This is a genomic window from Cupriavidus consociatus (genome assembly GCF_017814975.1).
Classification (GTDB): Bacteria; Pseudomonadota; Gammaproteobacteria; order Burkholderiales; family Burkholderiaceae; genus Cupriavidus; species Cupriavidus consociatus.
On record NZ_JAGIQA010000001.1, the window covers coordinates 492,156 to 518,466 of the forward strand.

Sequence of the window (26,311 nt, forward strand, 5' to 3'; positions counted from 1 at the left end):
GACCCTGGTACTTCCGTTCTGATGTGGCGCGTGTGACCTCCGCGCCATCGTCCGCTAGTCTACGCAGACTTGTCGTTGGCGTGCAAGCGCACCGACCAGGCCACGCCGACCATCAGCAACACGATGGCGGCGATTTCCAGCGGCCGCGGCCAGCGGTGGTCGAAGACAAAGCCGTATGCCAGCGCGAACAGCGTCTCGAACACGATCATCTGGCCCGACAGTGTCAGCGGCAGGCGCCGGCTGGCGATATTCCACAGGTTGTTGCCGATCAGCGACGCGCCCAACGCCACCGCGGCGTTGACCATCCAGAACCACTGCCAGTCGCGGCCGCTGTCGCCGGAAGTGAGGGCATCGCCTGCCACCAGCCAGCCGATGACGGCCAGCACGGCCGATACCGCGCCGGTCGACAGCCCATAGAGCGCCGACCATTCATTGCCGCTGTAGTGCGGGTTGCGCTGCAGGTAACGGGCGTTGTCGACCGCGTAGAGCGTCCAGCAGACCAGCGCCCCGGCCGCGCAGCAGACACCGGCAAGCTTCTGCCAGACCGGCCGCACGGCGTCGCCGGCCGCGGCGGCATGTGCGCTCTGGCCGCCGCCGAACAGGTCGATGTTGATGCAGGCGATGCCCGCGGCCACCACCAGCAGCGGCCACAGCAGCCGCGACAGCGGCACGGCGCCGTGGTCGCGCCGGCCCATGATGGTGACCGTGATCGGCAGGATGCCGATGATCAGCGAAGTCGGACCGACCCCGGCCAGCTGCACGCCGAAGGCCAGCAGCACGTAGTAGAGCAGGTTGCCGGTAAAGGCCTGGCGCAGCAGCGCGACGCAGTCGGCGCGGGTCAGCTTGCGGGCGATGCGCTTCATCAGCGGCAGGGTGGCAACGAGCGCCACCAGGCCATACGCCAGGTAGCGCCCGATCGCCAGCTCCCATGGCGAGAACACCGGCAGCAGCTTGGGCGCGATAAAGACCATGCCCCAGAACGCGCCCGCCAGCAGCCCGCACAATACGCCGATTCCCATGCTTTTCAACGCCCGGTTAAAAGGACGACGAGCATAGCAGACGCTCGCTGGAAAACCGGTTGCCGTGCATCAGTCAGCGCGCATTCCTGTATAATTCGCTTTTGCGCCTAGAGGATTTGCTATGCGTCTTGTCCAGAAAGCACTCACATTCGATGACGTGCTGCTCGTCCCGGCCTATTCGGCCGTCCTTCCCCGGGATGTTTCCCTCCGCACTCGCCTGTCCCGTTCGATCGAACTGAACATTCCGCTGGTGTCCGCTGCCATGGACACGGTGACGGAGGCACGCCTGGCGATCTCCATGGCGCAAGCCGGTGGCATCGGTATCGTCCACAAGAACCTGAAGCCCGCCGACCAGGCCCGCGAAGTGTCGCGCGTCAAGCGCTACGAGTCGGGCGTGTTGCGTGATCCGATCACCATTTCGCCGGAAATGAAGATCCGCGATGTGATCGCGCTGTCGCAGCAGCATGGCATTTCGGGCTTCCCGGTGCTGGAAGGCAAGACCGTCGTCGGCATCATCACCAACCGCGACCTGCGCTTCGAGGAAGAACTCGACGCCCCGGTGCGCGCCAAGATGACCCCGCGCGAGAAGCTGGTGACCGTGGCCGAAGGCGCGCCGCTGGAAGAAGCCAAGCGCCTGATGAACCGCCACCGCCTGGAGCGCGTGCTGGTGGTCAACCAGGCCTTCGAGCTGCGCGGCCTGATCACGGTGAAGGACATCCAGAAGGCGGTCGAGAACCCGCTGGCAAGCAAGGATGACCACGGCCAGCTGCGCGTAGGCGCCGCAGTCGGCGTGGGTCCGGACAACGACGAACGTGTCGAGTTGCTGGTCAAGGCCGGCGTCGATGTGATTGTGGTGGACACGGCACACGGCCACAGCCAGGGCGTGCTGGACCGCGTGCGCTGGGTCAAGCAGAACTTCCCGCAAGTGCAGGTGATCGGCGGCAATATCGCCACCGGCGACGCCGCCCGTGCACTGGTCGAGCATGGCGCCGACGGCGTCAAGGTCGGCATCGGCCCCGGCTCGATCTGCACCACCCGTATCGTGGCTGGTGTCGGCGTGCCGCAGATCACCGCTGTGTCCAATGTGGCCGAGGCGCTCAAGGGCACCGGCGTGCCGCTGATCGCTGACGGCGGTATCCGCTACTCGGGTGACGTGGCCAAGGCCCTGGCGGCCGGCGCGCACACCGTGATGATGGGCGGCATGTTCTCCGGCACCGAGGAAGCGCCGGGCGAAGTGTTCCTGTACCAGGGCCGCTCGTTCAAGAGCTACCGCGGCATGGGTTCGGTGGGCGCGATGAAGGACGGCGCGGCTGACCGCTACTTCCAGGAAGACAACACCGCCAACGTCGACAAGCTGGTCCCCGAGGGGATTGAAGGCCGCGTGCCGTACAAGGGCTCGGTGATGGCGATCATCCACCAGCTGACCGGCGGCGTGCGAGCCTCGATGGGCTATTGTGGCAGCAAGTCGATCGCTGACTGGCATGAGAATGCCCAGTTCGTCCAGATCACGGCAGCCGGCATGCGTGAATCGCACGTGCACGACGTGCAGATCACCAAGGAAGCGCCGAACTACCATATCGACTGACGCGCAGCGGTTGCGCCCGCCGTCCGCCGCGGCGGCGGTGCGCTGACCGCGATCATCGGGACGAGGGCGTGCAAGGTCTGGTGCCAGGTGCGCAGCGCCGCCCTGGTCCGACCGGAATCCAACCCGGCCCCGACCATGGCCCCGGCCGCGCGCCACGCCGGCGTTGCCTTGACGCTAGCCGCATCACCGGCGGGGCCCAGACGAGGAGCGCCAATGAAGGTGTTGCTGCGAGCCGTGCTGTTTTTCGATGCCCTGGTGGACCTGCTGCTGGGCGTCCTGCTGTTGATGTCCCCGTTCACCACGCTGTATGCGGCGCTGCAATTGCCGCAGCCGCAACCCGCGCTGTTCGGGCAACTGCTGGGCGTGGCGCTGGTCGGCCTGTCGGTGCTGCTGTGGCAGGCCGCGTTCAACGGCCAGCTGACGGTACCGGTGGCACGCACGGCCGGCTACGTGAACCTGGCCAGCGCGATGCTGATCATTGCCTGGATGGTGTTCCTGGAGTTGCCGCTCGAAGGCGCCGGCAAGATCTGGCTGCCGACCATGGCCGTGGTGCTGCTGTTTTTCGCCGCGGTGCAGATTCCCGCGGCGAAACGCGTGCGCGTGCGCGAGCGGCAGTTGAAGATGGAACGCGCGCTGAAGGAACAGGAAACCAAGGAACCCGGCGTCGCCCCCGCGGCGCGCCAGACGAATACCCCAGAATACCGGCGCGAGCCGGTCATCACGCCGCCGCCGGGCTATGGCCCCGGCACGGAAGTCGTGACCGAGCCCGCAACGGAAGACACGCCATCGGCCCATCATGCACGACAAAATCCTCATTCTTGATTTCGGCTCGCAGGTCACGCAGCTGATCGCCCGCCGCGTCCGCGAGGCGCACGTCTACTGCGAAATCCACCCGAACGACGTCTCCGACGACTTCGTGCGCGAGTACGCGCCCAAGGCCGTTATCCTGTCGGGCAGCCACGCCAGCACCTATGAAGACCACCAGCTGCGCGCGCCGCAGGCGGTGTGGGACCTGGGCGTGCCGGTGCTCGGCATCTGCTACGGCATGCAGACCATGGCCGTGCAGCTCGGCGGCAAGGTCGAGTGGAGCGACCAGCGCGAGTTCGGCTACGCCGAGATGCGCGCCCACGGCCACACCGCGCTGCTCAAGGACGTCGAGGATTTCCGCACGCCGGAAGGCCACGGCATGCTCAAGGTCTGGATGAGCCACGGCGACAAGGTCACCGGCCTGCCGCCGGGCTTCAAGCTGATGGCGTCGACCCCGAGCTGCCCCATCGCCGGCATGGCCGACGAAGCGCGCGGCTACTATGCCGTGCAGTTCCACCCCGAGGTCACGCATACCGTCAAGGGCCGCCAGATGCTCGAGCGCTTCGTGCTCGGGATCGCCGGCTGCAAGGCTGACTGGGTCATGCGCGACCACATCGAGGAAGCCGTCGCCAAGATCCGCGAACAGGTCGGCGACGAAGAGGTGATCCTCGGCCTGTCCGGCGGCGTCGATTCGTCGGTGGCCGCGGCGCTGATCCACCGCGCCATCGGCGACCAGCTCACCTGCGTGTTCGTCGACCATGGCCTGCTGCGCCTTGACGAAGGCAAGATGGTGATGGAGATGTTCGCCGGCCGCCTGCACGCCAAGGTCGTGCACATCGATGCGTCCGGGCAGTTCCTCGGTCACCTGGCCGGCGTGACCGACCCCGAGCAGAAGCGCAAGATCATCGGCCGCGAGTTCGTCGAGGTATTCCAGGCCGAGGCGAAGAAACTGAGCAAGGCCAAGTGGCTGGCGCAGGGCACGATCTACCCCGACGTGGTGGAATCGGGCGGCACCAAGACCAAGAAGGCCACCACCATCAAGAGCCACCACAACGTCGGCGGCCTGCCCGAAACGCTGGGCCTGAAGCTGCTCGAGCCGCTGCGCGACCTGTTCAAGGACGAAGTGCGCGAGCTGGGCGTGGAACTGGGCCTGCCGCCGGAGATGGTCTACCGCCATCCGTTCCCGGGCCCCGGCCTGGGCGTGCGCATCCTCGGCGAAGTCAAGCGCGACTACGCCGACCTGCTGCGCCGCGCCGATGCCATCTTCATCGAAGAGCTGCGCAAGACCATCGCCACCGAGCAGGATGCCGCCGCGGGCCTGTGCGAGCCGGACCAGGTCGGCAAGAGCTGGTACGACCTGACCAGCCAGGCATTTGCCGTATTCCTGCCGGTCAAGTCGGTGGGCGTGATGGGCGACGGCCGTACCTACGACTATGTCGTCGCGCTGCGCGCCGTGCAGACCACCGACTTCATGACGGCGCATTGGGCGCATCTGCCGTATGCGCTGCTGGGCCGCTGCTCGAACCGGATCATCAACGAAGTGCGCGGCCTGAACCGGGTGGTGTACGACGTGTCGGGCAAGCCGCCGGCGACGATCGAGTGGGAGTGACCCGAATAGTCATTTTCCATTGAGTACACAGGGCGCCTTCAAGGCGCCCTTGTTTTTGCCACGAAGACGAGCGGCGCGCCGGTGCTTGCCCGCGACGAACGAGGCATCGGACGCGATGGCGGCAGGCCGCACAACCTTCGTTTTAGCGCGTGGCGAACGCAAGCCGCGGTGGCACTTCGGGCACCGCGCAGCGAACGCGCCGGTCGCGCTCCGGCAGTGTCAGCTGGCTACGTGGCAGTCCGGCTTTCCTATCGCATCCTGCGCACCACGCTGGCGGCAATCTGCGGCTGTCCCGGCTCGCGCCGGTTCTCGGCCGCGACGGCGGCGTAGACGGTGCGCGCGATTTGGTGTAGCTCCGCGTCGGTTACGTGTCCGCTGACCTGATAGAACAGGCGTACGCGCTGCGACAGCCCGGGCAGCACCATCTCGCTCGCATCGGCATGCTGAGGACATGATCGTATCGGTACGGCAGCGCAAGCTCGCCTGCATCCTCGATCCCGCGCTGGTGCTGGGGTCGCCGTGGGAGCCGAGCCTGGCGTTGCGGCTCACACGGGTGCTGGAGCCCTGGCTCACGCGCGTGTTCTGGCAGGTCATCGTGCGAAGCGTGTTGACCGTACGCGAACTGCAGATCGTGCAGCTCGTCTGCATGGGCTATCTGACCAAGCAGATCGCGGGCCGGCTTCATATCAGCGAATTTACCGTCCGCTCGTATCTCGAGACGATCTACTGCAAGCTCGGCGTCCGATCGCGTGCGGCGATGGTGTTCTGCTACATGCAGGCCTGCGCTGCAGGCGCGGACGGAGCCCAACCCTGATCGCGGTCCATTCGGTGCCCGCGCTTGCGATGGCGGCCGGGGCGCCCGCAATGCGTACGTTGCGGACGAGGATGCGAGGCTGCGGCGAGTGATTGGCGAGTTCACAAGGGTCTGGCGCTGACGCATAATCGGTGGGCATACGGATAGCATGGCAGCGGCGGTTGCAGCCGTGCCGCATCGAATCCGGCCCCGACCAAGCTTCGGGAGAACAAGAAAACGGAGTCGCCTTGTCAGAAGATCAGGTGCTACGGGGTCCTGACGGGAACTGGATAGTTCCTATCCCCGGTCACAGTCCTTACACGTTCATCCGCATGAAATGCGGTTTCGACGCCCCCGACTCGCGCCATAGAGTGGTCGTGATCGACCTGGCGAAGCTGCTCGCTTGCGCCGATCGTGATTCCACGGACTATGTCCTACAGGCTGCGCAGTACTGGCATGCGGGCAAGGTGCGTGGCATTCGCGACTTCCTGGCGCCCGGCCAGGAACGGATCCCGGAAGTGCCCTATGTCACGTTCACAACGCGGCGCTGCCGTACGTTATCCGGACTGATTGGCATCGCCAGAGAGGGCGTGGTGTCCTTCCGCAACGGCCAGCATCGCGCCCGCTACCTGTCGTTTGCAGGCGCGAGCCGCCTGCCGGTTGAAGTCCATGAAACCGAGGCGAAACTACTCGAGCAATTCTGCGGGTGGGACCGTTAGCCAGCGCCTGGATGTCTGGCTGGCGCGTGCCTGAGAGGGCGTCGTCGATGGCGACGATGGTACGCATGACATGCTCCATGCGTCGGACGGATTGAATTGTGCGCCAAATGGCATTCGCCCGTTACCCGGTCTTGATCGCTCCTGGAGCCAGCCCGCCAGGGAATATACGGTAGTAACATCGTCCTACCCCACGCGCCAAGGAGCAGGGCATGCAGTTTCTCTGGCCGCAAATGCTATGGCTGCTGCTCTCGCTTCCGCTGCTGGCAGCCGCCTACCTGTACCTGATTGCGCGGCGCAAGAAAATCGCCCTGTTCTATTCCAGCCTTGCGCTGCCGCGCGCCGCGCTGGGCCGCAGGCAACGACTGCGGCGTCACATCCCGCCAGTGCTCTTCCTGCTTGCGCTGGGCGCGGCCCTGCTGGCTTGTGCCCGTCCCACGGCGACCGTCACGCTGCCGTCCGACACCATCACCCTGGTGCTGGCCATGGATACTTCCCGCAGCATGGAGGCGACCGACGTCGCGCCCACCCGGATCAGCGCCGCCCAGCAGGCAGCGCGGGATCTCATCGTCGGGCTGCCGGCCAGCGTGCGCCTGGGTATTGTCTCTTTTGCCGCGACGGCGACTGTGGTGCTGCCTCCCACCGACAACCGGCAGGACATGCTCGACGCGATCAATCGCTTCCAGCTCCAGCGCGGCACGGCGACAGGCAGCGGACTGATCCAGGCGCTGGCGATGCTGTTCCCCGACGATGGGATCGACCTGGAAGCGATCCTCTTCAGTGGCGAGTCGCTCGCACCCGGGCCGGGCGGCAGATCGATGACAGAGGCCGCGGCGGCGGATGCCGTCCGCAAGCGCGACCTGGAGCAGCCGGCGGCGCAGCCGGGCTCTTACCGGCACGGTGCGGTGATCCTGCTGAGCGATGGCCGCCGCACCACTGGCCCCGACCCCCTGGACGCCGCGCGCATGGCGGCCCAGCGCGGCGTGCGCGTCTATACCGTGGGCTTTGGTACGCCGCAGGACGCGGGTGCGGTGGTGTCCGGCCTGTCTTTCTACATGCAGTTGGATGAGCCCACCTTGCGCGCGGTCGCCGCGCTCACTGACGGCGAGTACTTCCAGGCTGGCTCGGCCGCGGACCTGACACAGGTGTATCGCCGGCTGAGCGCGCGTTTCGCGCTCGAGCGCAGGGAAATCGAGATCAGCGCCTTGCTGGCGGCGGGCTCGGCCCTGCTGCTGATGGCGGCGTGCGGGCTGTCGCTGCTGTGGTTCCGGCGCTGAGGTGAAGCGCTGGCGACCTGGGCCGCGTTCAATGCGGTGAACGGGCGTTGCAGCGCCGTGACCTCTTCCCGCGTCGGGATGGCGCGGGGCAATAGCAGCGGTGGGGGCGATTTGGTTGAGCGGCTCCGGCAACGCTGCGGGTCGGCGCATCAGGCACTTGGCGCAGGGCCGGATCAGAACCTGACATCAGTTTTGTATGTCTTTGTATTGCGCAGCCAGGCCGATACGCTTCCTGACAGCCTCGGCCTCCCTGCACTACACGCGCGATACACCGGTCTCCTTAAATACGCTCCGTGGCCCGGCGCCGAAATCCAGCGAAAGCTAGCACCGGGCGCTCACGGTTCAACGTCAATCCTTAAGGAAACCAATCATGACTAACAACATCGCCCGCCGTTTCGTATTGGCCATCGCCCTGACTGCCGCAGCGGCAGGTGCCCAGGCCGCGAGCCTGTCCCATGTGGGCGCGCGCGACCCGTACACCGACGGCGCCCGCTCCGTGCAGGATGCGCGCGACCCGTACAGCGAGGGGGCGCGTTCGGTGCAGGAGCCGCGCAACCCGTACAGCGACGGCGCTCGCAGCTTCGATCCCTTTACCGATGGAGCCCGGACCCTGGCCGGCCTGGACCGCACCGGCATCTCCGCGGAACCGGCGCGCAGCGCCGACCCCTATCTCGACGGCGCACACGCCTGACCCACAGCCGTGCCCGGCGTCAACAACCCGCTTGCCTACTTTCTCGGGCTGATCAGCTTCTTTGCCGCGAGCCAGCCACCGTCGCCGTCGCTGCTGGCCTGATTAGTCGCAGCGGGCGTGCTCGGGGCGCTGGGCGGCGGCATCAGCAATGTGCTGCAGGCACGCCTGGCGCGCTAACGCTGCCAGAGCTGATAACCGCGGTTACAGCGGATGCAGAAATGCAAATGCCGTGATTGCCTTGCGATCGCATTCGGGCAGCCTCCGATGCGATCGCTTGCGCCTTCCGGTCGGATTTATCCGTATATCGGCCAGCGTAGCGTGTGCTGGCGCTACGCCGGGCGGGTCCGTGATATATTCGCATGCGAACAAATTCACAACGCCGTCTCTGATACATGGAACCTCGCCTCGTCTACCTGTTGAACGTGGGCCAGCGGCGCCTGCAGCGGTGGTCACAAGCGCGCATTGCCGCCGGTGGCGTGACAGCGGCCCAGGCGGGGCTGCTGTTCTTTCTGGGCAGGAACGACGGCGCGCTGATGAGCGAGGCCGCCGCCGCGCTCGATCTGGGCGCGCCCGGGATGAGCGGGCTGGCCGACCGGACCGAACGGGCCGGGCTGATAGAGCGCCGGCCGGACGATACCGATCGCCGCGCCTGGCGCCTGTGGCTGACGGAGGCAGGGCGCAAGGCGCGCCTGCGCTCCAAGGCCAGCATGAAGGTATTGAATGCCAGGCTGACCGAGGGCTTCACCCCGGACGAGATCGACGTCGTGGCGCGCTGGCTGGGCAGCTTGCAGACAAAGTTTCCGGCCGCCGACGAGGATCAGGTGTAACCCGGGCGGGCGGCGCGGAAGCGAGGCAGCCGGCTTACTGCCCGTCAAGCCTGGTGAAGTCCGGTTTCCGTTTTTCGGCGAAAGCCTGGAAGGCTTCCCTGGCTTCCGCACTGGCCAGCCGCTCCTCGAACCGGGCGCTTTCGCTCTGCATCTGTGCTATCAGTTTCTCCGCATCGCGCATCAGCTTTTTCATGGCGCTCAGCGAGCCAGGAGGGCGGGTGGCAAGCTTGTCGGCCATCCGGCGCGCTTCCGCCCGCAACTGGTCGTTGCTGCAAACCTTGTTCGCGATGCCCCAGGCCACCGCGGTTTGCGCGTCGAGCGGCTCGCCCAGCGCAAACATCTCGAAGGCCCTGACGTGGCCGATCCGCAGCGGGAGCAGATGGCTCGATGCCGCTTCCGGAACCAGCGCGAGGTTGACGAATGGCGTGATCAGCTGCGCATCCTGGCCCAGCACGACATAATCGCAATGCAGCAGCATGGTGGTCCCGACGCCGACGGCCTTGCCGTTGACGGCGGCGACAGTCGGCACCGTCGAGTTGGCAAGGGCGTGCAGAAAGCGATGCACGTGACGGTCGCCGCTATGCTTTCCCGCCGCGATCGCGGCGAACTCGCCGATGTCGTTGCCGGCCGTGAACATGTCCCCATCTCCCTGGACCAGCAGGACGCGGATACGCCGGTCCAGTTGCGCCTGCTCGATCGTGTCGGCGAGGGCGCCATACATCTCGTTCGTCAAGGCGTTCTTCTTGTCGGACCGGGCAAGCGTCATGGTCAGCACGCCGCCGGTGAGGTCAATGCGGATTTCGGGGGTCATGGGTCGGTCTCCGGGTGAGTTGCAGGATGCTGTGCGAGCATCGCAATGAATTTCGCATGCGAAGTATATAGATAATTCGCATGCGAAGTAAACCGATGGGCCGGGTGCGATACCCGTGGCCGCAAGCGCTGCGTTCTCGTTCCCCGAACGGCTAGAACCGATGGCGGACGCCCAGTACGGCACCGAGCTGGTTCTTGCCAGGCTGCACGTTATAGACAGCTGTCGCACCCGTGCCAGTGTTGTAGCCGTTGACCCCGAGGTTCGACTGGTCCTTGTTGAGCGCGTAGGACACCGATGCATAGAGGTCGGTACGCTTGGTGAAGGTGTAGTCCCCCGTGACCACGAACTGCCAGGGATCCGCCCCGGTCTGGCGGAAGTCCTGGTAGTAGGCCGCCCCCATCAGCGAGAAGGCAGGCGTCAGCTTGTAATTGACGCCAAGCCAGTAGAGGTTGGCGCCAGCGTTCGCGGCCTGCGCGCCTGGCAGGCGGGCGCCGTCGAGCGCCTTTGCCAGGCGGTACCCGGCGAATATCTTGGCAGGGCCAACTGCGTATGTGCCGGCGATCGCGTAGCGCCGCAGCACCGGTGCCTGGTTGGCCGGCGTCCCGGTGTGCAGGTCGTCATACGCCAGGCCCAATGAAAACGGGCCGCTGGCGTAGCTGAGGTAGGCGCCGTACTCGCGCCCGAACACATTGCTGCCGGCGACTTCGTTGCCATTGGCCTGGAACGAATAAAAGGCGACGCCGGTCAGTGCACCGAACTTGCCGACGTACTTGACGGCATTGTCTGCCCGCGCGCCAAACTCCGGCGCGATGGCCAGGATGCCATAGCGGTCGGCCGTCGCTGCGGGATCGTAGAGGCCATTGAAGTCGCGCAAGGCGGTATGCTGCCGACCGAGCAGCAGGCTGCCATAAGGGCTCTCCACGCCAACGTATGCATTGCGGCCGAACAGGCGCCCGCCCTGGCCGGAATTGCCGGTATCGATGTCGAAGCCGCTTTCCAGCAGGAACACGGCCTTGAGCCCGGCGCCCAGGTCTTCGGTGCCGCGCACGCCCCAGCGCGAGCCGGATTGATTGCCGGAGCTGAGCCTGAACAGATTGTCGCCGTTGAGGCCGGAGTTGCTGTTGTACTCGATGCCGGCATCGACAATGCCGAACAGCGAGACGCCGGATTCGGCCCAGGCAGCGTTGGCGGCCATGGATGCGGCAAACGCCGCAAAGATCTTCTTCATCATTTCTCCAGTTTTTCTTTCGTTGGGGATTGCAATAGGTAGCGGCGTGGTGCTGACAAGCTGCGATACAAAGACCGCGCTTGCCGGAAACAACCGGGATACACCGGCGCGATGCAATGTCCTTTCCGGATGCGCGCCTGCGCGTAGCCGCCGGCGGGTGTCATTGGCGATACCCGGTACGTTTGAACAGGATGTCAAAGACTATGAAACGCATCACGATCCCTTTCCTTGCCGCGGCGCTGATGGCTTCGAGCCTCGCTTTCCCGGCGCATGGGCATGCAGCCGATACGAACGGCACAAGCCGTACCCTGACCCGCGAAGAAGTGCGTGCCGACCTCGAGGCCTGGCACCGCGCCGGTATGTCGGAGTACTGGCGTGGCGACCGCGGTCCCAACTTCGACAGTGCAGAGTATCAGAAGCGCTTTGCCTTGTATCAGCGCCTTCGGGCCGAACAGGCGGCTGCCACGGCACGGTGAACCTGTGGCGCACGGCCTCCCGCGGGAACGCCGTGCGCGGGGGCGCTACAACGGGACATGGCGCGTGCCGTTGGTAAACGGGTCACGCGCGCCCGGGTCGGCGGCAGGGGTGGCCGCGGCGGCTGCCGGGAGCGCGATGGCGAGAACAATGCATTGGTTGGACTGGGCGGGCACGGTCGGTTTCCTCGAGTCTGGCGTGGCATGGCGCGTCCGGAGCGTGCAGTTTCCGTTCGCCGCCGAGGCGCGAGGCGTATTAGAGGGAACCGGTGTATCTGTCCTTTGGCGCTGGGACCCCATTTCTGTCAGCGCGTGTATCGCTCCGCGCGCAGGATACAAGGCGATACAAAGGCATCCGCGACCGCCTTGCCTGATATTGGGCAGGCGGTTGGGGCGCTCGCCACGGACTTCGGCGTGCGTGCCGGTTCCAGCCTTCTCAGCTTCCGGGGCGCCGATGCGGCGCCCCGGAGGCAGGAAGCGAAGACACGGGCAAGAAGGAACTGCCGGGAAAGTGCCAGCGATCTACCGCGCCACGCCGTACCGGGCCGCGGGCTGGTCACGTGACAGGTTGGGGCCGAGCGCGGCACGCGCAGCCTCGAATGCCTTCCAGTCCGCATCGTCAGGCAGCGATGGCACGGTAATCACTTCACCCAGGTCAAGCCCGGCGAGCGCGGCATCGACCAGATCGTCGCCGCTCATCACGATGCCTTGTGGCAGGTTCTCGACCGGCTGGCCGGCGGTGTCCCAGAACTCGGTTCGCGTTGCGCCGGGAAGCACGGCCTGCACGCGCACGCCCTTGCCGGCGAGCTCATGCTGCAACGACTGGGTAAAGGCCAGCACGAACGCTTTCGAGCCGCCATAGACGCCATTCAGGATCTCGGGCGCCACCGCGACGACCGACGCGATATTGATGATGGTGCCTTCGCCGCGCGCTACGAATGCCGGCGCAACGGCATAGGTCAGGCGAGTCAGCGCCGTGACATTGAGCTCGATCATCGCCTGCATCTTGTCGACCTCCGACGCCAGCAGCGGTGCCGCGGCGCCGATGCCGGCATTGTTGACCAGCGTGGTGATGCTGGCATCGCTGCGCAACAGGTCTTCGATGCGGCGGACATCGGCAGCCTGGCCAAGGTCCGCGGTCACGATCTCGACCGAGCGGCCGGTGTCGTCGGTGATGCGCCGGGCCAACGCTTCGAGCCGGGAGCGGTTGCGCGCCACCAGGATGAGATCGTGGCCGCGGCGCGCAAGGCGATCCGCATAGATCGCGCCGATGCCGGACGATGCGCCCGTGATGACGGCGGTGCCCGCGTGGATGTGAGTGGTCATGTCTGAGCTCCGGGATTCTTGGAAGAGGGGGGAAGCGGTGGCCGGACTGGCCGGCTGCCTGGACTCAAGAGTAGAGGCGCAATGGCATGACGCCAATGTCATAGATGCCACCTTTTCTGCCATCCGGCGGCGCGCTCCCTGCGAGGAAGGCGCCCCTTATGAATGGCGCTGTATCCGCCGGTATTGCCGTTACCGGGCGGGCAAACGAATATGTACCGGATTGTGGCGTGTGCTTCGCCGGATACAGTGTGATACACGGAGAAGCGCCGGCACCCATACAATGGCGTCGACGCAGACTGGCGGTTCACCTGACTTTTCTGAGGGGATAAAGATGGATGCACACGTCGACCATGTCCTGGTTGTCGATGACGACCGGGAAATCCGCGAACTGGTATCGACCTACCTGACCAAGAATGGCCTGCGTGTGACCGTAGCGCAGGATGGCAGGCAGATGCGATCGATCCTGGAGGCCAATGCTGTCGACCTGATCGTGCTGGACGTGATGATGCCCGGCGACGATGGCCTGGTGCTGTGCCGCGAACTGCGAGCCGGCAAGCACAAGACCACCCCGATCCTGATGCTGACCGCGCGCAGCGACGAGACCGATCGCATCCTCGGCCTCGAAATGGGTGCCGACGACTATCTTCCCAAGCCTTTCGCGGCGCGCGAGCTGCTGGCCCGCATCAAGGCGGTGCTGCGCAGGACGCGCATGCTGCCGCCCAACCTGCAGATCACGGAAGCGGGCCAGTTGCTGGCGTTCGGCGACTGGCAGCTGGACACCACGGCGCGGCACCTGATCGACCGCGATGGCATCATCGTCGCGCTGAGTGGCGCGGAATACCGCTTGCTGCGCGTGTTTGTCGACCATCCGCAGCGCGTGCTCAACCGCGACCAGCTGCTCAGCCTCACGCAAGGCCGCGAGGCGGAAATGTTCGAACGGTCGGTTGACCTGCTGGTCAGCCGCTTGCGCCAGCATCTCAAAGACGATGCGCGCGAACCCCGCTACATCAAGACCGTGCGCAGCGAGGGCTACGTGTTCTCGGTGCCGGTCGAGATCCGGGAGGCCCGGCAGTGAAACTCCGAGCCTTGCCGTGGCCCCGCACCCTGGGCTCGCGGCTGTTCCTGATCCTGCTGGCCGGTCTCGTGGTGGCCTATGGGCTCGCTTTTGCCGTGCTGTTCGCGGAGCGCTACATCACCGCGCGCCAGGTGATGCTCGGCACGCTGGAAACCGACGTGTCGACGTCGATCGCGATCCTCGACCGCGTGCCCGCGGCGGAGCGGCCGCAGTGGCTGCGGCACGTCAATCGCGGCAATTACCAATACATGCTCGGCACGGGCCTGCCTGGCGTGCCGGAGATGAGCGATCAGGCCAGGGAGATCGCCGAGCGCATTACCGAAGCGAGCGGCGGCCGCTTCCCCGTCAGGGTCGAATCGATCCCGGGGCAAGGCAAACGCCTGCAGGCGCACCTCACCCTCAGCGATGGCAGCCCGCTCACCATCGACGTCCATCCGAAGCCGCCCGCGATCGCGCAATGGCTGCCCTATGTGCTGGTGCTGCAGCTGCTGCTGCTGGTGCTGTGCTGCTGGCTGGCCGTAAGGCTGTCGCTGCGCCCGGTGGTGGCGCTGGCCAATGCCGCCGACGCGCTTGACCCGAACGCCGCGAGCGAGCCGCTGGCCGAGACCGGTCCGACCGAACTGGTGCGTGCCGCGCGCGCGTTCAATGCCATGCGCGAGCGCATCGCACGCTTTGTCGAGGAACGCGTGCAGATCCTGGCGGCGATCTCGCACGACCTGCAGACGCCGATCACGCGCATGAAGCTGCGCGCCGAGATGGCGGACGACTCCGAAGACAAGCGCAAGCTGGTGCACGACCTCGCCGAGATCGAGACGCTGGTGAAAGAGGGACTGGCCTATGCGCGCGCCATGCATGGCGATGGCGAGAAGGCATCGCGGATCGACATCGGGTCATTCGTCGAGAGCCTGGCCTACGACTACCAGGACACCGGCAAGGCCGTCACGATCCTGCAGAACATCGGCGGCGCCATCATGACGCGGCCGCACGCGCTGCGCCGCATCCTGACCAACCTGACCGACAACGCCATCAAGTTCGGCGGGGCGGCGGAACTGAGCGTGCGGCGCGACGGCGCAGCGGTGGTGATCGGCGTGCTCGATCGCGGCCCCGGCATCCCGGCGGATAAGCTCGAATCCGTGGTGCAGCCGTTTGTCCGGCTCGAGGAATCGCGCAACCGCGAGACCGGCGGCACCGGCCTGGGCCTGGCTATTGCACATCAGCTGGCGCTGGCCATCGGCGGTTCGCTGACGCTGCGCAATCGCGAGGGCGGCGGGCTCGAGGCGCAGCTCAGGCTGGGCTGAGGGAGCAGGCCTCGCTTGCGTGGTTTGCGGCGACCTGCTGCCGGTTGACCTTTATCTCGACCTTTCCTTCGCTGCCGGACTAGCGGACTACCAGCCGCCGCCCAGCGCCCGGAACGTTGCCACCGCCGCGCGGGCATTGTCGGCGCGCACGCGCGCCTGCTGGTCGCGCGCGGCCAGCAGCAGGCGGTCTTCTTCGAGCACTTCGAACAGGCTGACCGCGCCGCCCTTGTAGGCATCCTCGGCCGCGCCGCGAGCGCGCGCGTGCGCCGCCACTTCGACGGCGAGGTCCTTGCTCTGCAATTCCAGCTGGGTCAGCGCGATGATCGCGTTTTCCACGTCCGCGGTGGCGCGCAGCATGGCCTTGCGGTAGGTAGCCAGGGCCTCGGCGTTGGCGCCTTTGGCCTGTGCTACCTCGGCGTCCACCCGGCCGAAGTCGAACAGCCGCCAGCGCAGCCCGGCGGCAGCGGCAGGCTGGAACGCGGAGGCGGTGAACAGCTTGCCGGCGGAAAGGCTTTCGAAGCCGAGCAGCGCCGACAGCGACAGTTTCGGGTAGTACTCGGCAGTGGCCACGCCGATGCGGGCGCTCGTTGCCGCCAGCCGGCGTTCGGCGGCGATCACGTCGGGGCGGCGTTGCAGCAGGTTGGCGGGGCCTTGCGCCACGGAAATCTGCGGGACCGTGGAGCGCTCGACGGGCGCGAGCAGTTCGGCCGCATAGGTGCCCGGATGCGCGCCCATCAGGACATCGAGGCGGTTCAGCTGGGTCTCCAGCTCGATCTGCAGCGGCGGGATGGCCACGCGGGTCTGCGCGAGCTGTGCTTCCGCCTGGGCCCGTTCGCGCTCGGCGCCGAGGCCGTCGGCAAGGCGGAACTGCACCAGTTCCAGCAGCCTGGCATTGGTCCGCACCTGCTGCTGGGTGATCGCGATGCGCTGCTGCGCGCCGCGCACGCGGAAGTACGCATCGGCGGCTTCCGCGGCCACCAGCACGCGCACGCCCATGTGCTCGGCCTCGGCGGCCTGCGCTTCCGCGCCGGCCGCCTCTGCGCCGCGCCGCAGGCCGCCCGCCACATCGACCTCCCAGCTCGCGCCGGCGCCCACGCTGTACAGCGTGTTGTTGCGGTCAAAGCCCGGCCGGTCCCTGGCAAGACTGCCCAGCGGTCCTTCCAGCGATTGATGCTGCCTGCTGACGCTGCCCGACAGCGACCCTTCGGGCAGCAGCGCGGCGCCGGCGTACTGCGCCGCCGCGCGGGCCTGGTCGACGCGCGCGATAGCGGCTGCCAGGTCAAGGTTCTGGTCCAGCGCACGCTGGATCACCCGGGTCAGCGCGGGGTCGTCAAAACCCTGCCACCAGCTGTCCAGCGCCGGCGCTGCACGGGTGGCGTCGCGGGCATCCAATGCCGCGGCGTGGGGGTAGGCGGCGGGCAGGTCCGATAACGGGGCCTGGTAGTCGGGCCCCACCGTGCAGGCGGCGAGCGCGGCCGTCAGCAGCAGCGGCACGGCACGGGCGATGCCGGCGCTTGCCCGTTGCACACGGGAGCGAGCGGAGGGGCGGCGAGCGGCACGGAAAGCGGAACGGGAGGGATCTTGCGGCATTGCTAACACCTTTCAACGGCGACCTTCAACGACTCGACAGCGACGGATAGTGCACAATCGAAAAACTAACTTGCATGATGATAGTGACTACTCTAGACTAACTTTCAAATTGAAAGCAACAAGATTTTCCGAGGACGCTGATCATGTCGAAAAAGCCACTTGCTGAATTGCCGTGTCCCATTGCACGCACCGCGGCTCGCGTTGCCGACAGCTGGAGCGTGCTGATCCTGCGCGAGGCCTTCTATGGCGTAACCCGCTTCGACGAGTTCCAGCAGAACCTGGCGATCGCTCCGAATATGCTCACGCGCCGCCTTAACTCGCTGGTTGAAGAGGGGATGCTGGAACGTCGCCAATACTGCGACCGGCCGCCGCGTTCCGAGTACATCCTGACCGAGCGCGGGCGCGATTTCCGCCAGGTGCTGCTGGCCATGCTGGCGTGGGGGAACAAGCATCTCGCTCCTGAAGGCGAAAGCGTGCAGCTGGCCGACCGGCGCACCGGCGCGCGCGTGGAACCCGTGCTGGTCGACCCCGCCACCGGCAGCCCGGTCACCGGTGCCGACTACCACATTGCGCCCGGCCCGGCCGCCAGCGAGCGCGTGCGCCAGCGGCTGTCCCGCTCGGCCGAATCCTGAGCCCCGATTTCCCTATTTCCTGATTTCCCGACCTGCCGCACCACGGGCGGCGCAGGTCCCCGAGTGCCAAGAGCAGAAAGCAGAAAGGAAGTGCCATGAGCAGCAATACGCTGACCGAGCGGGCAAGTACCGAACCCGTTCCCGAATCGAAATCCAGGACCAGCCCCAAACGGCTGCTGGTGGCCGGTGCGCTGGTGGTCGCGGGACTGGCGGCCATCGGTTACGGCCACCACTGGTGGACGTCGGGCCGTTACCTGCAAAGCACCGACGATGCCTACGTGGGCGGCGATGTGACGGTGATTGGTGCCAAGGTCGGGGGCTATATCGCCGAAGTCGCGGTGACCGACAACCAGTCGGTCCGCGCCGGCGACGTGCTGGTGCGCATCGACGACCGCGACTATCGCGCCGCGCTGGCCAAGGCCGAGGGCGCGGTGGCGGCCCAGCAGGCGCTGCTGGCCAACCTGGATGCCACCGCGCGGCTGCAGGAGGCGGTCATCGCGCAGGGCCGGGCGGGCATCGCGGCGGCCAATGCCGACACGGTGCGGGCGCGCGACGACCAGGTCCGCTACGCCAGCCTGGTGGCCAAGGCGGCCGTCTCGATCCAGAGCTCGCAGAAGGCCGACTCCGACTACAAGCAGGCGCAGGCCAATGGCGACAAGGCGCGCGCCGCGCTGCTGGCGGCGCAGCGCCAGCTGGACGTCATCGGCACGCAGAAGCAGCAGGCCGAGGCCGCGCTGGCGCAGGCGAGCGCCGAGCGCGATATCGCCAGACTCAATCTCGGTTATACGGAGTTGCGCGCCCCGGTGGACGGCACCGTCGGCAACCGCCGCGCACGCGTCGGCGCCTTTGCCGGTGCGGGCAGCCAGCTGCTTTCCATCGTGCCGGCCAACGGGCTGTGGGTGGACGCGAATTTCAAGGAAGGGCAGCTGGCCCATATGCGCCCCGGCATGCCGGTCGAAGTGGAGGCCGATATCCTGCCCGGACGCGTCTTCCATGGCCGGGTCGCGAGCCTGGCGCCCGCCACCGGCGCGCAGTTCAGCGTGCTGCCGGCGGAAAACGCTACGGGCAACTTCACCAAGATCGTCCAGCGCGTACCGGTGCGGATCCGCCTTGACGACCAGGACGCCAGGCTGGGGGTCTTGCGCCCGGGCCTGTCGGTCATCGCGCAGGTCAATACCCACCCCGCGACGCAGTCCACCTCGCAGGTGCGGTGATGACGGCGGCCAGCGTGACCACTCCTGCGGCCGCCGTGGAGACAACGCCGGACGCGATGTCCACCGGCGCCAAGATATTCGCCTTCGGCACCATGTGCGTGGGCATGTTCATCGCCTTGCTCGATATCCAGATCGTTTCCGCGTCGCTGCGCGATATCGGCGGCGCGCTGTCGGCCGGCGCCGATGAGACGGTATGGGTGCAGACCAGCTACCTGATCGCCGAGATCATCGTCATTCCGCTGTCCGGCTGGCTGTCGCGCGTGATGTCGACGCGCTGGCTGTTCGCCGCCTCGGCCGCCGGTTTTACCGTGACCAGCCTGCTGTGCGGGATTGCGTGGGATATCCACAGCATGATCGTGTTCCGCGCGCTGCAGGGGTTCCTGGGCGGCTCGATGATCCCGATGGTGTTCACCACGGCTTTCGCGTTTTTCACCGGCCCGCAGCGCGTGATCGCCGCGGCCACCGTCGGCGGGCTGGCTTCGCTGGCACCGACGCTCGGGCCCACGGTGGGCGGCTGGATCACCGATCATTTCTCGTGGCACTGGCTGTTCTTCATCAACCTCGTGCCGGGCATCTTCGTCACCGTCGCGGTGCCGCTGCTGGTCAAGGTCGACCGGCCCAACTGGTCGCTGGTGCGCGGTGCCGATTACCCTGGCATCGTGATGATGGCGCTGTTCCTGGGCTGCCTGGAATACACGCTGGAAGAAGGGCCGCGCTGGGACTGGTTCGACGATGACGTGATCCTGACGACGGCGTGGATCGCCGGCGTGTCGGGGGTGGCCTTCATCTGGCGCACGCTGACCTACGCCAATCCGATCGTCGACCTGCGGGCGCTCAAGGAACGCAACTTCGCGCTTGGCTGCTTTTTCTCCTTTGTTACCGGCATCGGCATCTTCGCCACCATCTACCTGACCCCGCTGTTCCTGGGGCGGGTGCGCGGCTTCAGCGCGCTGGACATCGGGCTGGCGGTGTTCTCCACCGGCGTGTTCCAGATGGCTTCGATCCCGCTTTATGCCTTCCTCGCGAACCGCATCGACCTGCGCTGGCTGATGATGGCCGGGCTGGCGATGTTCGCGATATCGATGTGGTTCTTTGCGCCGATCACCCACGACTGGGGCGCGTCGCAGTTGCTGCTGCCGCAGGCGCTGCGCGGCATGGCGCAGCAATTTGCCGTGGCGCCCACCGTGACCCTGACGCTGGGCAGCCTGCCGCCGGAGCGGCTCAAGCTGGCGTCCGGCCTGTTCAACCTGATGCGCAACCTGGGCGGCGCCATCGGCATCGCGGCGTGCGCGACCGTGCTCAACGACCGCGGCAACCTGCATTTCCTGCGCGAGGCGGAGCACCTGAATAGCCGCAATGAAGCCATGGGAAGCGTGCTGCAAGGGCTCAGCGACCAGTTCGTGGCGGCCGGGCATGATGCCCTCGATGCGCACACCGCCGCGCTCAGGCAACTGTGGGGGCTGGCCTGGCGCGAGGCCCAGACGCAGACGTTCGGCGACGCGTTCCTGGTGATCCTGGTCTGCTTCGTCATCGCCACGGCGATGGTGCCGCTGCTGCGCAAGGTCGCGGCGCCGAAGGGCCCGTCGGCGGATGCGCATTGATCGGAGGCAGCGATGAAAGCCGTTCTGTTCAGACGATTGCTGTGTGCCGCGCTGATCGCGGGCGGGACGACGCTGGCATACGCTGGCAACGAGCGCCCGCGTGACACCGGCGTGGCCTGTGCCCGTGCAGGCAATACATATTGCAACCTTCAGCAGCCGGCCGCCGGGCGTTTGCCGCATGGCGCCACGACTGAAGCGCGCGTGACCGATGTGACCGATGTGACCGATGTGACCGATGTGACCGATGTGACCGATTGATCTTTGGTATCTGGCAGGGAGAAAGCGATGAATGCAAGAGATCAATGAAGCCTTTGATCTGTCAGTCGTCGTCGCGCGCGCCGGTCGTCGGGACCGGCGCACTAACCAATCTGGAGGAGCAAACCATGAACATCCAATATATCGAGGATCTGGCCCCGGGCCAGAAATATGGTTCGGGACGGCTGACCGTCGAGCCAGAGCGGATCAAGTCCTTCGCTGCCGAGTTCGACCCGCAGCCTTTCCATCTCGATGACGCCGCTGCCCGCGACACGCTGTTCCGCGGCCTGGCCGCGAGCGGCTGGCACACGGCGGCGCTGACCATGCGCCTGCTGGTCGACGGCGAGCTCCGGCCCGCGGGCGGCATCATCGGCGCCGGTTTCGAGGAACTGCGCTGGCCCAAGCCGGTGCGGCCCGGCGATGCATTGCGTGTCGAGAGCGAGATCCTGGAGGTGCGGACGTCCAGGTCGCGCCCTGACCAGGGCATCGTGAAGGTGCGCATCACGACCTTCAACCAGCATGACGAACCGGTGCAGGCCGGTGTCGTCAACCTGGTGGTGCAGTGCCGTCCCGGCGGCACAGCGTAAACGGGAGGCGCCATGAAGATCCTGGTACTCGGTGCCGGCGCCATGGGCGGCTACTACGGCGCGCGGCTGATCGAGGCGGGCGCGGACGTCACCTTCCTGGTGCGGCCCGCCCGCGCACAGGCCCTGGAACGCCATGGCCTTGCCGTAGGCAGCGAGCTCGGCGACTTTCATCGCCCGGTCAAGGCCGTCCTGGCCGGCCAGGTAGACGCGCAGTACGACCTCATCCTGCTGGCATGCAAGACCTACGACCTTGCCGACGCGATCCGGGCGGTCAGTCCCGCCGTGGGCCGGGACACCGCGGTGCTGCCCTTGCTCAACGGGCTCGGCGCCTATGACTCGCTCGACCAGTGCTTTGGCAGGGAGCGCGTGCTGGGTGGGGTCGCCTACATTGCGACCACGCTGGCGGCGGACGGAACCGTCATGCACGCCGGCCGCATGGACCGGCTCGTGGTCGGGCCGCGCGCCGCGCAGGCGTCGGCAATGGCCGCGGAATTCCACGCGCTGCTGTCGCGCGCTGCGGGCACGCGTGAAGTATCGGGGGCCATCGAGCAAGAGCTCTGGAACAAATGGGCCATGATCGCCGCGGGCGCCGTCATGACATGCCTGATGCGCGGTTCGGTGGCGGACATCATGACGACGCAGGATGGCCGCCGGCTGATGCTTGACGCGATGGCCGAGTGCCGCACGGTGGCGCGACTGTGCGGCCATGCCATTCCCGAGCCCGTGGTGGCTGCCATGCAGTCGCGGCTTTTGGACGAAACCTCGACCTGGGCGGCGTCGATGATGCGGGACATTGCGCAGGGCGCGACACGCATCGAAGCCGACGCCATCGTCGGCGACCTGATCAGGCGCGGCGCCGCCCACGGGAATGAGCTGCCATTGAGCCGCACGGCTTATTGCCACCTGCAGGTGTACGAGCGCCAGCGCGCTGCCGCGCAGGCTGCGGCCTCTGCGGCGTGAATGCGCCCGCTCACCCAAACCACGAAGAATCACGACATGACGAATTTTTCCTCCCTGTTGCAGCGCACGGAAGGCAGCGTGCGGGTGCTCACCATCAACAACCCGGGCAAGCGCAACGCCATTGCGGCGGATCTTTATGACAACATCCGCGCCGCGCTGGCCGCCGCCGCGGACGATCCGGCGGTGGGCGCCATCGTGTTGACCGGCGCCGATAACTACTTCTGCGCGGGCGGCGACCTGACATTGATCAGCAAGCGGCGCGAACTGACCTACGACGAGCGCATCGAGAAGCTGGGGCACCTGCACGACGTCGTGTGCAAGCTGCGCGACTTTCCCAAGCCGATCGTCGCGGCGGTGGAGGGCGGCGCGGCGGGCGCGGGCTTCTCGCTGGCACTGGCCTGCGACCTGCTGGTGGCATCCGCCGGCGCGGCCTTCTCGATTGCCTATGTGAAAGTGGGGCTGACACCGGATGGCGGCATCACTGGCCTGCTGGCGCAGAGCCTGTCGCGGCAGGTGCTGACGCAGCTCGCGCTGAGCGGCGACCGGATTACGGCCGAGCAGCTGCAGCAGTTCGGCGTGGTCAACCAGCTGGTCGAGGCGGGGCAGGCCGGCGCGGCTGCGATCGCGCTGGCGGCGCGGCTTGCGCAGGGCCCGCAACAGGCGCTGGGTTCGATCAAGGCGCTGTGCCGGCATGCGCACGAACGCACGCTCGATGACCAGCTCGAAGCGGAACGGGTGGCGATGGCCGTGGCCCAGGGCGGCGCGGAAGCCGCGGAGGGCATCGCTGCCTTCCTGGAAAAACGTCCCGTGGACTTTGCCCGCCTGCGCCGCGGCGATCCGGCATAGCCGCGGCAGCGGGGCTGCCCGCATTGATGCCGGGCTCTAGTGTCCGGCATTACCGCTGCATTACTGCCCGGCGAGCTTCAGGCTCCTGGCAATGCGGGTCAGCTTGGCGTGTTCGTTGCTCAGGAAGGCTTGCGCCTGGGCCATCGTGAGCGGCTCGATCGCGCGCTGCAGATTGACGGAGCGCCGGGTACGGTTCTCCGGGCTGCCCACCCAGGCATTCATGGCCTCCACCAGTCGTGCCGCGGCCGCGTCCGGGGTATCCGGCGGCGCCAGCACGCCCGCCCACTGGCTGTACTCGAAGTCGGCAAGGCCGGTGGTTTCCGACAGCGCCGGCACATCGGGCAGCGACGGATGCCGAGCCTTGCTGGCGACGCCGAGCGGGCGGAAGCGGCCGGCCTTGATCATGCCGTAGGTGGGGCCGCCCATCGGAATGAAGGTCAGGTCTACCTGCGCGCCCGCGATATCGCTGGTGACCGGTGCCGCGCCCTTGTACGGGACTTCGAGGAAGCGCACGCCGGTACGGGCCTGGAAGTCGGCGCCGACCAGGTGGGGGGCCGAGCCCGGGCCCCAGTGCGCCAGCGACAACGGGCGGTTCTTCGGGTTCTTCGCGTAGGCGATGACCTCGTCGACGTTCCGGAATGGCAGCGAGGGATTCGAGACCAGGATGAAGTCGGAAATCCCGCTGAAGCCCGCCAGCTTGAATTTCTCCGGTGAATACCTCGCCGATGCGATGGTCAGTGGCGCGACCAGGAAGTCGATGCCGGTCGTGCCCAGCAGCGTGTAGCCATCATTGGCGGCGCGCAGTACGTTCATGGCACAGATCGAACCGCTCGCCCCGGGGAGGTTGTCGGCAAGGACGTTCTGTCCGAGGCTTCTCTTCATCACGACGGCTGCCGCGCGGATCGATTCATCCGCCGGGCCACCGGCGGGAAATGCGACCTTGACGACCACCGGCTTGCTCGGGTAGGTGCTGTCGGCCCGCAGCCAGGATGGCGCAAGCATGGCCGGCACGGCGCCGCAGGCCATTTGCAGCAGGCGGCGGCGCGATAGCTGGATAGTCATGGTTGTCTCCTCGATGGATTGCCGGCAGCGCATCCCCGGATGGGGCGGCTGCCGGCAGGCACTGCTTCTGGTGAGGTTGGCTGGGCGGACTATTCGTAGACCACCGCGTACTTGATGGTCAGCGTGGCGAAGGCCTTGCCGATGCTCGCGACGGCGGCCTCCCGCTCTTCGGCGCTCAGGGCGGACGGCAGCACCAGCGTGGACAGCAGCCCCTGATCGCCCCGGTCTTCGATGCGGATATCGACAAGCGGCACGGGCGTCTGCGCATTGACCTCGGCAAGCATCTGCCGTTGCGCGCGCAGCACGGCGTCGCTGCGCAGCGAGTTCTTCTGGATCTTGCCGACGGCAGTCTTGGGAATGGCATCGACAAGGTAGAACTGCTTGGGCACGGCCGCGCGTTCCGGGATCACCTCGTAGGCGTAGTGCTTGATGCGGCCGAGCGGGTAGGTGCTGCCGGGCTTGAGCGCGATGTACGCCACCGGCAGCTCCCCGGCATGCGCGTCGGGCAGCCCGACCGCGGCGGCATCGAAGACCTCCGGGTGGCGATACAGCGCCTCTTCGATCATGCGCGGGTCGATATTGTTGCCCCCGCGGATGATCAGGTCCTTGGCCCGCCCGGTCAGCCAGAAGTAGCCGTCCTCGTCCGCATAGCCCAGGTCGCCGGTATTGAACCAGCCGCCTTCGAACCAGATGCTCTTGTTTTGCTCGGGATTCAGGTAGCCGGCGAAGATGTTGGGACCGCGCACCACCACGATGCCGGGTTCCCCCGGCTCGCAGTCGCGCTGGATGCGCCCGTCCGCTATCTTGACCACCTTCATCTCCTGGTAGGCCATGGGCAGGCCGATGGAGCCGATGCGGCGCTGGCCATAGCGCGGGTTGGTGGCGCTGAGCGCGGTCCCTTCGGTCAGGCCGTAGCCCTCGAAGATCAGCGCGCCGGTCTGCCGTTCGAACGCTTCGGCGACGGCCATCGACAACGGCGCGGTGCCGCAGCTTGCCGCCTTGAGCGAGCTGATGTCGGCGTCGCCGACCGGGATATTCAGCGCCATGTTGACCACGCTTGGCACCATGCCGAGCGCGGTGACGCCGAAGTGCCCGACGATCTGCCAGAGATTGCGGATGACGGAAGGATCGCGCCAGCCGCTCGAGGTCAGCAGCACCACCGAGGCGCCGCGCGCCAGCGGCATCAGGCAATTGGTCAACACGCCGGTGACATGGAACATCGGCACGCCGCAGACGCGGACATCCTCGGGCTGCACGTCGATCTGCATCGCGCTGACCCACGCCATCGCCACTTCGTTGCCATGGGTGTGCAGCGCCAGCTTGGGCGTGCCGGTAGTGCCGCCGGTATGGAACATCGAAGCGGTGTCGCCCGGGGAGAACACCCGCTGGCTGTCAAGCGACTCGCTGTCGAAGCGCTCGAGCGCGGCGTCGAGATCGACGATGCCCGCCTCGCTCGCCTTGCCGCCGCCCGCCTTGATCCAGTGCTGCACGCCGGGCAGCTCGCGGCGCACCAGCATGGCCTTGTGCCAGGCTTCGATATCCGGGTCGGGGCCGTAGGCAATCACCGCCTTGGCGCCGGCATTGCGCAGCAGCGCCGCGATGATCTCGGGCTCGAGCATCCAGTTGACCGGGCACGCGATGCCGGTTGCTTCGCTGCCCCAGATCGCGTATTGCGATTCCGGCGTCACCGGCATCAGCACCCCGATCACGTCATCGGCGCCGAGGCCGAGCGAGTGCAGCAGGTTGGCGGTCTGCGTGATGCGCCCGAACATCTGCGCATGGGTAATGGTGACCGACTTGGCGAGTTCGTCGCCGGAAGTGAAATAGTGCAGCGCGGGCGCCTCCGGCGCACGGTCGCGCGCCAGGCGCAGCAACTCGTAGGTGCTGTCAGGCAGGCGGCGGTCGGCAAGCGGTGTCTGCTCGAAGCGGCGGATATCGGCAAGCGCCGTCACCGTCAGCCTCGGCCGGTAAGGGTCCGGCTGTACCAGGTCGGCGGCCGCCTGCACGCGTGTAGTGAGCTGCGTCATGT

26 protein-coding genes are annotated in these 26,311 nt (G+C 66.8%); 18 read left to right on the plus strand and 8 right to left on the minus strand.

Annotated features, from left to right (window positions below):
- Positions 1-59 precede the first annotated feature (59 nt).
- Positions 60-1,019, minus strand: coding sequence for a DMT family transporter (locus J8I82_RS02225; protein ID WP_209754198.1), 960 nt, complete (start codon positions 1,017-1,019; stop codon positions 60-62).
- Between the two features lie 121 nt (positions 1,020-1,140).
- On the opposite strand from J8I82_RS02225, the gene guaB reads away from it, so the two are divergent.
- From guaB to guaA, 3 genes are all read left to right on the plus strand, one after another.
- On the plus strand, positions 1,141-2,604 hold the full coding sequence (guaB, locus tag J8I82_RS02230) for an IMP dehydrogenase (RefSeq protein ID WP_209754199.1): 1,464 nt from the start codon (positions 1,141-1,143) through the stop codon (positions 2,602-2,604).
- A gap of 213 nt (positions 2,605-2,817) precedes the next feature.
- Entirely contained in the window at positions 2,818-3,426 is a 609-nt protein-coding gene (locus tag J8I82_RS02235) for a hypothetical protein (protein ID WP_209754200.1), read from the plus strand.
- Positions 3,401-5,020, plus strand: a complete 1,620-nt coding sequence (gene guaA / locus J8I82_RS02240) for a glutamine-hydrolyzing GMP synthase (protein WP_209754201.1) — start codon at positions 3,401-3,403, stop codon at positions 5,018-5,020. Before J8I82_RS02235 ends, guaA begins: the two co-directional genes overlap by 26 nt.
- A 248-nt stretch (positions 5,021-5,268) precedes the next feature.
- Here the strand turns inward: guaA and J8I82_RS02245 are convergent, their stop codons facing one another.
- Positions 5,269-5,445 (minus strand): hypothetical protein, encoded by a 177-nt coding sequence (locus J8I82_RS02245; protein WP_209754202.1) that lies wholly within the window; start codon positions 5,443-5,445, stop codon positions 5,269-5,271.
- A gap of 26 nt (positions 5,446-5,471) precedes the next feature.
- Here J8I82_RS02245 and J8I82_RS38225 point away from each other — a divergent pair, with 26 nt between their 5' ends.
- The 5 genes from J8I82_RS38225 to J8I82_RS02270 all read left to right on the plus strand — a co-directional run bounded on the left by J8I82_RS38225 (position 5,472) and on the right by J8I82_RS02270 (position 9,324).
- Positions 5,472-5,834, plus strand: coding sequence for a response regulator transcription factor (locus tag J8I82_RS38225; RefSeq protein ID WP_245179308.1), 363 nt, complete (start codon positions 5,472-5,474; stop codon positions 5,832-5,834).
- Between the two features lie 227 nt (positions 5,835-6,061).
- The gene (locus J8I82_RS02255) at positions 6,062-6,532 is read left to right on the plus strand and encodes a plasmid fertility inhibition factor family protein (protein ID WP_209754203.1); all 471 of its coding nucleotides are present in this window, start codon (positions 6,062-6,064) and stop codon (positions 6,530-6,532) included.
- A 209-nt stretch (positions 6,533-6,741) separates the two neighbouring features.
- The gene (locus tag J8I82_RS02260) at positions 6,742-7,806 is read left to right on the plus strand and encodes a VWA domain-containing protein (RefSeq protein ID WP_209754204.1); all 1,065 of its coding nucleotides are present in this window, start codon (positions 6,742-6,744) and stop codon (positions 7,804-7,806) included.
- A 370-nt stretch (positions 7,807-8,176) separates the two neighbouring features.
- Complete coding sequence (locus J8I82_RS02265; protein ID WP_209754205.1) at positions 8,177-8,497, plus strand: hydroxyquinol 1,2-dioxygenase; 321 nt, start codon at positions 8,177-8,179, stop codon at positions 8,495-8,497.
- A gap of 392 nt (positions 8,498-8,889) precedes the next feature.
- Positions 8,890-9,324: a MarR family winged helix-turn-helix transcriptional regulator gene (locus J8I82_RS02270; protein WP_209754206.1), complete on the plus strand. Its 435-nt coding sequence runs from the start codon at positions 8,890-8,892 to the stop codon at positions 9,322-9,324.
- Between the two features lie 34 nt (positions 9,325-9,358).
- Here the strand turns inward: J8I82_RS02270 and J8I82_RS02275 are convergent, their stop codons facing one another.
- The gene (locus J8I82_RS02275) at positions 9,359-10,135 is read right to left on the minus strand and encodes an enoyl-CoA hydratase (RefSeq protein ID WP_209754207.1); all 777 of its coding nucleotides are present in this window, start codon (positions 10,133-10,135) and stop codon (positions 9,359-9,361) included.
- A 151-nt stretch (positions 10,136-10,286) separates the two neighbouring features.
- Entirely contained in the window at positions 10,287-11,366 is a 1,080-nt protein-coding gene (locus tag J8I82_RS02280; RefSeq protein ID WP_209754208.1) for a porin, read from the minus strand.
- Between the two features lie 200 nt (positions 11,367-11,566).
- Here J8I82_RS02280 and J8I82_RS02285 point away from each other — a divergent pair, with 200 nt between their 5' ends.
- The gene (locus J8I82_RS02285; RefSeq protein WP_209754209.1) at positions 11,567-11,839 is read left to right on the plus strand and encodes a DUF4148 domain-containing protein; all 273 of its coding nucleotides are present in this window, start codon (positions 11,567-11,569) and stop codon (positions 11,837-11,839) included.
- A 519-nt stretch (positions 11,840-12,358) separates the two neighbouring features.
- Here J8I82_RS02285 and J8I82_RS02290 read toward each other — a convergent pair.
- Positions 12,359-13,162 (minus strand): SDR family NAD(P)-dependent oxidoreductase, encoded by an 804-nt coding sequence (locus J8I82_RS02290; protein WP_209754210.1) that lies wholly within the window; start codon positions 13,160-13,162, stop codon positions 12,359-12,361.
- Positions 13,163-13,493: 331 nt separating this feature from the next.
- Here J8I82_RS02290 and J8I82_RS02295 point away from each other — a divergent pair, with 331 nt between their 5' ends.
- Both J8I82_RS02295 and J8I82_RS02300 read left to right on the plus strand, forming a co-directional pair.
- Entirely contained in the window at positions 13,494-14,237 is a 744-nt protein-coding gene (locus J8I82_RS02295) for a response regulator (protein ID WP_209754211.1), read from the plus strand.
- A complete protein-coding gene (locus J8I82_RS02300; RefSeq protein ID WP_209754212.1) occupies positions 14,234-15,535 on the plus strand; it encodes an ATP-binding protein in 1,302 nt (433 codons plus the stop codon). Before J8I82_RS02295 ends, J8I82_RS02300 begins: the two co-directional genes overlap by 4 nt.
- A gap of 87 nt (positions 15,536-15,622) precedes the next feature.
- On the opposite strand, the gene J8I82_RS02305 is transcribed toward J8I82_RS02300, so the two are convergent.
- Complete coding sequence (locus J8I82_RS02305; protein WP_245179310.1) at positions 15,623-17,125, minus strand: efflux transporter outer membrane subunit; 1,503 nt, start codon at positions 17,123-17,125, stop codon at positions 15,623-15,625.
- A gap of 143 nt (positions 17,126-17,268) precedes the next feature.
- Here J8I82_RS02305 and J8I82_RS02310 point away from each other — a divergent pair, with 143 nt between their 5' ends.
- The 7 genes from J8I82_RS02310 to J8I82_RS02340 all read left to right on the plus strand — a co-directional run bounded on the left by J8I82_RS02310 (position 17,269) and on the right by J8I82_RS02340 (position 23,220).
- Positions 17,269-17,757, plus strand: a complete 489-nt coding sequence (locus tag J8I82_RS02310) for a winged helix-turn-helix transcriptional regulator (protein WP_209754213.1) — start codon at positions 17,269-17,271, stop codon at positions 17,755-17,757.
- Positions 17,758-17,852: 95 nt separating this feature from the next.
- Positions 17,853-18,971: an HlyD family secretion protein gene (locus J8I82_RS02315; RefSeq protein ID WP_209754214.1), complete on the plus strand. Its 1,119-nt coding sequence runs from the start codon at positions 17,853-17,855 to the stop codon at positions 18,969-18,971.
- Positions 18,971-20,572, plus strand: coding sequence for a DHA2 family efflux MFS transporter permease subunit (locus J8I82_RS02320; protein WP_209754215.1), 1,602 nt, complete (start codon positions 18,971-18,973; stop codon positions 20,570-20,572). Before J8I82_RS02315 ends, J8I82_RS02320 begins: the two co-directional genes overlap by 1 nt.
- 12 nt (positions 20,573-20,584) lie before the next feature.
- Positions 20,585-20,830 (plus strand): hypothetical protein, encoded by a 246-nt coding sequence (locus J8I82_RS02325; protein ID WP_209754216.1) that lies wholly within the window; start codon positions 20,585-20,587, stop codon positions 20,828-20,830.
- Between the two features lie 125 nt (positions 20,831-20,955).
- Positions 20,956-21,414, plus strand: a complete 459-nt coding sequence (locus J8I82_RS02330; RefSeq protein WP_209754217.1) for a MaoC family dehydratase — start codon at positions 20,956-20,958, stop codon at positions 21,412-21,414.
- Positions 21,415-21,426: 12 nt separating this feature from the next.
- Positions 21,427-22,374, plus strand: a complete 948-nt coding sequence (locus tag J8I82_RS02335) for a 2-dehydropantoate 2-reductase (protein ID WP_209754218.1) — start codon at positions 21,427-21,429, stop codon at positions 22,372-22,374.
- Between the two features lie 36 nt (positions 22,375-22,410).
- Positions 22,411-23,220, plus strand: a complete 810-nt coding sequence (locus J8I82_RS02340; protein WP_209754219.1) for an oxepin-CoA hydrolase, alternative type — start codon at positions 22,411-22,413, stop codon at positions 23,218-23,220.
- 60 nt (positions 23,221-23,280) lie between these two features.
- On the opposite strand, the gene J8I82_RS02345 is transcribed toward J8I82_RS02340, so the two are convergent.
- Both J8I82_RS02345 and J8I82_RS02350 read right to left on the minus strand, forming a co-directional pair.
- A complete protein-coding gene (locus J8I82_RS02345; RefSeq protein ID WP_209754220.1) occupies positions 23,281-24,282 on the minus strand; it encodes a tripartite tricarboxylate transporter substrate binding protein in 1,002 nt (333 codons plus the stop codon).
- A gap of 89 nt (positions 24,283-24,371) precedes the next feature.
- On the minus strand, positions 24,372-26,309 hold the full coding sequence (locus J8I82_RS02350) for an acyl-CoA synthetase (protein WP_209754221.1): 1,938 nt from the start codon (positions 26,307-26,309) through the stop codon (positions 24,372-24,374).
- Positions 26,310-26,311 lie beyond the last annotated feature (2 nt).